Below are 4,232 nucleotides of genomic sequence, written 5' to 3' on the forward strand. Positions count from 1 at the left end.
GAAGGCGTAGGCCGCCGACCACAGGTAAGGCACGAGGATCATCGAAGTGGCGAGGTAGATCAGCGACAGGTAGGTGCTGCTGGAGAACAGCGTGATCACCAGGAAGATCTGCACCATGGCATTGGTCAGCCACAGGGCGTTGGCCGGCACCTGGTTGGCGTTCTCGCGGCGCAGGAACTCCGGCATGGTGTGGTCCTTGGCTGCGGCGAACATGATCTCGGCGCACAGCAGCACCCACGACAGCAGTGCTCCCAGCAGCGAGATGATCAGGCCGACGCTGATCAGCACCGCCCCCCAGTGGCCGACCACATGTTCCAGTACCGCGGCCATCGACGGGTTCTGCAGTTTGGCCAGGTCCGGTTGGGTCATGATGCCCAGCGACAGCACATTGACCAGCACCAGGAACAACAGCACGGTGACAAAGCCGATGACCGTGGCCTTGCCCACGTCAGCGCGCTTTTCCGCCCGTGACGAGAAGATGCTCGCGCCCTCGATGCCGATGAACACCCACACGGTGACCAGCATCATGTTGCGCACCTGGCTCATCACGCTGCCCAGCTCGGGCGTGCCTTTGCCCCAGATGTCGGCGGTGAAGATGTCGAGCCTGAACGCGAACAGGCAGATCAGGGTGAACAGGACCAGTGGCACCACTTTGGCCACGGTGGTGACCAGGTTGATGAACGCCGCCTCCTTGATGCCACGCAGTACCAGGAAGTGCACTGCCCACAGCAGCACCGATGCGCCAATGATGGCGGCCGGGGTGTTGCCTTCGCCGAAGATCGGGAAGAAGTAGCCCAATGTGCTGAACAGCAGCACGAAGTAACCGACGTTGCCCAGCCAGGCACTGATCCAGTAGCCCCAGGCGGACGAGAAGCCCATGTAGTCGCCGAAACCGGCCTTGGCGTAGGCGTACACCCCGCCATCCAGGTCAGGCTTGCGGTTGGCCAGGGTCTGGAACACGAATGCCAGGGTCAGCATGCCGACCGCGGTAATGCCCCAGCCGATCAGCACCGCGCCAACTCCCGCGCTGGCGGCCATGTTTTGTGGCAGCGAGAAGATCCCGCCACCAATCATCGAGCCGACGACAAGTGCAACTAACGCGCCGAGTTTTAATTTTCCGGATGAATCAGACATTTAACAACTCCTGCCAGGAGAAAGTTGACGACAGCATAAATCCGTCGCCTGTGCCGTTCGCTGACGTGGGTCAGTTAATGGCGTCGTGAAGTAGGAAATTTCCTTCACGGTGCTCCTGGAGAGTGCCGACAGCTTTTGCTGCAGGCCTTTTGCGCTGGCACCTCCATGTCTTTCTAGAGCAAACGCTCCGTTCAGCCTGCGATGCTTGACGCTAGCCGTTTTTGCCGCTTTCGCAAATTTTTCACAAGAATTTCGAGTTTTATCAATTTCTTTTCTAGTTGCTGACTAGCTGCTAATTTTTACAATGGATCTGCATAGATAAAGCAGTTATGACAGCGCTAGCGTGGGTGCCTCGCTTTAATATAAGTAACACTATCTTCAAGTACCGCCTGACTGTTTCAGGCGGATGACAACAGGTGACAAGGTAGGCCCATGAGCGAACCTGGACAAAAGCTGCGCCTGGGCGCATTGATCGCGCTGGTGGTCGGCTCGATGATTGGCGGCGGGATCTTCTCGCTGCCGCAGAACATGGCGGCGCGTGCCGATGTCGGCGCGGTGCTGATCGGCTGGGGGATCACCGCGGTCGGCATGCTGGCCCTGGCGTTCGTGTTCCAGACCTTGGCCAACCGCAAGCCTGAGCTGGATTCGGGGGTGTACGCCTATGCCAAGGCCGGCTTCGGCGACTACATGGGGTTTTCGTCGGCCTGGGGCTACTGGATCAGCGCCTGGCTGGGCAACGTCGGCTACTTCGTGCTGCTGTTCAGCACCCTGGGGTTCTACTTTCCGGTATTCGGTGAAGGCAATACGCCCATCGCCATCGGCTGCGCCTCGCTGCTGCTGTGGGCAGTGCACTTCCTGGTGCTGCGCGGCATCAAGGAGGCGGCGTTCATCAACCAGGTCACCACCGTGGCCAAGATAGTGCCGCTGGTGATGTTCGTGGTCATCGCGGCATTTGCCTTTCGCGCCGATATATTCACCCGGGACATCTGGGGCCTGAGCAACCCGCAGTTCGGCAGCGTGCTGGAGCAAGTGCGCAACATGATGCTGGTGACCGTGTTCGTGTTCATCGGCATCGAGGGCGCCAGCGTGTATTCCGGGCGAGCCCAGCGCCGTTCGGACGTGGGCAAGGCCACGGTCATTGGTTTTCTCGGCGTGCTGGCGCTGCTGGTGCTGGTCAACGTGTTGTCGCTGGGCATCATGACCCAGCCGGAGCTGGCCGGGTTGCAGAACCCGTCGCTGGCCTCGGTGCTGGAGCATATCGTCGGGCCCTGGGGCGCCTTGCTGATCAGCCTCGGGCTGGCGGTGTCGCTGCTTGGCGCGCTGCTTTCATGGGCGTTGTTGTGTGCCGAAATCCTTTACGCCACTGCGCGCGACAAGACCATGCCGCGCTTTCTGACCAAGGAAAACGCCAACCAGGTGCCCGCTAATGCCTTGTGGCTGACCAACTGCATGATTCAGGGCTTTCTGCTGATCACGCTGTTTTCGGCGGGCACGTACACCAGCCTGATCTACCTGGCCTCGTCGATGATCCTGGTGCCATACCTGTGGTCGGCGGCCTATGCCGTGCTGTTGGCGGCACGCGCAGAAACCTATGCCGGGCAGCCTGGGCTGCGGCGCAAGGACTTGCTGGTGGCGATGGTTGCCTTGCTATATGCGGTGTGGCTGCTGTACGCCGGCGGGCTCAAGTACCTGCTGCTGTCGGCGCTGTTGTACGCCCCCGGTGTGATCCTGTTCGCCAGGGCCAAGCGTGAACAGGGGCAGGCTTTGTTCACGCACTGGGAAAAGCTGATTTTTGCCGCCGTGCTGGCGGGTGCCGCGCTGGCCGCCTATGCCCTTTACTCAGGGCTGCTGAGCCTGTGACGGGGCAGGGCAGGCGTGCTCCGGGCGCGACCAGATCCACAGGTTGCCCAGGGTCATGCCGGCGATGGCCAGGAACACCGGCCAGTGGTGTTCCAGAAAGGTCAGCATCAGGCCTGCACACAGCAACATGCTGATGGTCGCGCTGACCTTGGCCCGGCGCTGGATCACCTTGCCATTGCGCCAGTTGTACAGGATCGGCCCGAACAGCCGGTGGTTTTCCAGCCAGGCTGACAGGCGCGGCGAACTGCGCGTGGCGGCCCAGGCGGCCAGCAGGATGAACTCGGTGGTCGGCAGGCCGGGGATCACGATCGCGACCAACCCGATTCCCAGGCTCACGTAAGCCAGGATTCCGTACAGCAGGCGGGCGAGTTTCGAGCGGGCGGGTTGGGTCATGGTCTCACTGCAAAAACGGTTCGGCCACCGGAAGGGTGGCCGGGTACGGCGTATCAAACCAGCGCGGCATCCACAGCATAGGCGTGCTTGAGCAGTTCGGTGAAGCGCTCGAAGGCGGCGACTGCGCCACGCTCGGCAGCGGCTTCCTCTTCGGCCGACAGCGCCAGGCCATCGAGGATGCGGGTGAACTGCTTCCAGCCTTCGGCACGGCCGCCGGCCGGTTCGCCCAGGTGGCGGGCACCGAAGCTGTCGGACAATTCCAGGGCCACGGCACGCTTGATCAGAAACGCAGCGCCCAGTTTGGAGCCTTCGGAGACGAAGATCCAGCCCATTGCTTCGCCCAGGCTGGTGGTGCCCAGGGCGCCCGGCACGGCGGCCGGCACTTCGGTGTCGAGGTCGGCGAGGTCCAGGCGGGCCTGGTCGGCACGGCAGCGCTCGGCCAGGTCGGGGACGATGGCGATCAGGCGCGGGTCGTTGTACAGGGCTTGCAGCTCGGACTGGAACAGGTACTGGGCGACTACGAAGCGGGCGAAGCTTTCGCGGCTGTCGAAGGGAGCGTGGGCTTTGACCAGGGCATCCAGCTCGGCGTGCGGGGCGTGGGTGATCTGGTTCAGGCGCTGGGAGCGCAGGGCTGGGCGGTCGGTCATGGGGCAGTCCTTGGAAAAGGGGGGCGTCTAGATACAAGACGAAACAGTGTGGGCGGGACAGTAAAAAAACCGGAGTTTGTGTTGCCTGTGCCGGCCTCTTCGCGGGTGAACCCGCTCCCACAGGAACATCACAGGTCCAAGACCTGCGTGATACCTGTGGGAGCGGGTTCACCCGCGAAGAGGCCGGCACAGGCGGTA

General features: G+C 62.3%; 4 protein-coding genes. 1 reads left to right on the forward strand and 3 read right to left on the reverse strand.

Going from position 1 to position 4,232, the window contains the following annotated elements:
• Positions 1 to 1,134: arginine-ornithine antiporter (gene arcD / locus HP546_RS26810; RefSeq protein WP_172231829.1), on the reverse strand; the 1,134-nt coding region annotated here is incomplete at its 3' end.
• A 432-nt stretch (positions 1,135 to 1,566) separates the two neighbouring features.
• On the opposite strand from arcD (HP546_RS26810), the gene arcD (HP546_RS26815) reads away from it, so the two are divergent.
• Positions 1,567 to 2,994, forward strand: a complete 1,428-nt coding sequence (gene arcD, locus HP546_RS26815; RefSeq protein WP_172231832.1) for an arginine-ornithine antiporter — start codon at positions 1,567 to 1,569, stop codon at positions 2,992 to 2,994.
• On the opposite strand, the gene HP546_RS26820 is transcribed toward arcD (HP546_RS26815), so the two are convergent.
• Both HP546_RS26820 and HP546_RS26825 read right to left on the reverse strand, forming a co-directional pair.
• Entirely contained in the window at positions 2,974 to 3,387 is a 414-nt protein-coding gene (locus HP546_RS26820) for a YbaN family protein (protein ID WP_172231835.1), read from the reverse strand. The genes arcD (HP546_RS26815) and HP546_RS26820 overlap by 21 nt on opposite strands.
• 53 nt (positions 3,388 to 3,440) lie before the next feature.
• Positions 3,441 to 4,034, reverse strand: coding sequence for a biliverdin-producing heme oxygenase (locus tag HP546_RS26825; RefSeq protein ID WP_172231838.1), 594 nt, complete (start codon positions 4,032 to 4,034; stop codon positions 3,441 to 3,443).
• Between the last annotated feature and the right edge of the window lie 198 nt (positions 4,035 to 4,232).

The organism is Pseudomonas sp. CM25 (assembly GCF_013179705.1).
Classification (GTDB): domain Bacteria; phylum Pseudomonadota; class Gammaproteobacteria; order Pseudomonadales; family Pseudomonadaceae; genus Aquipseudomonas.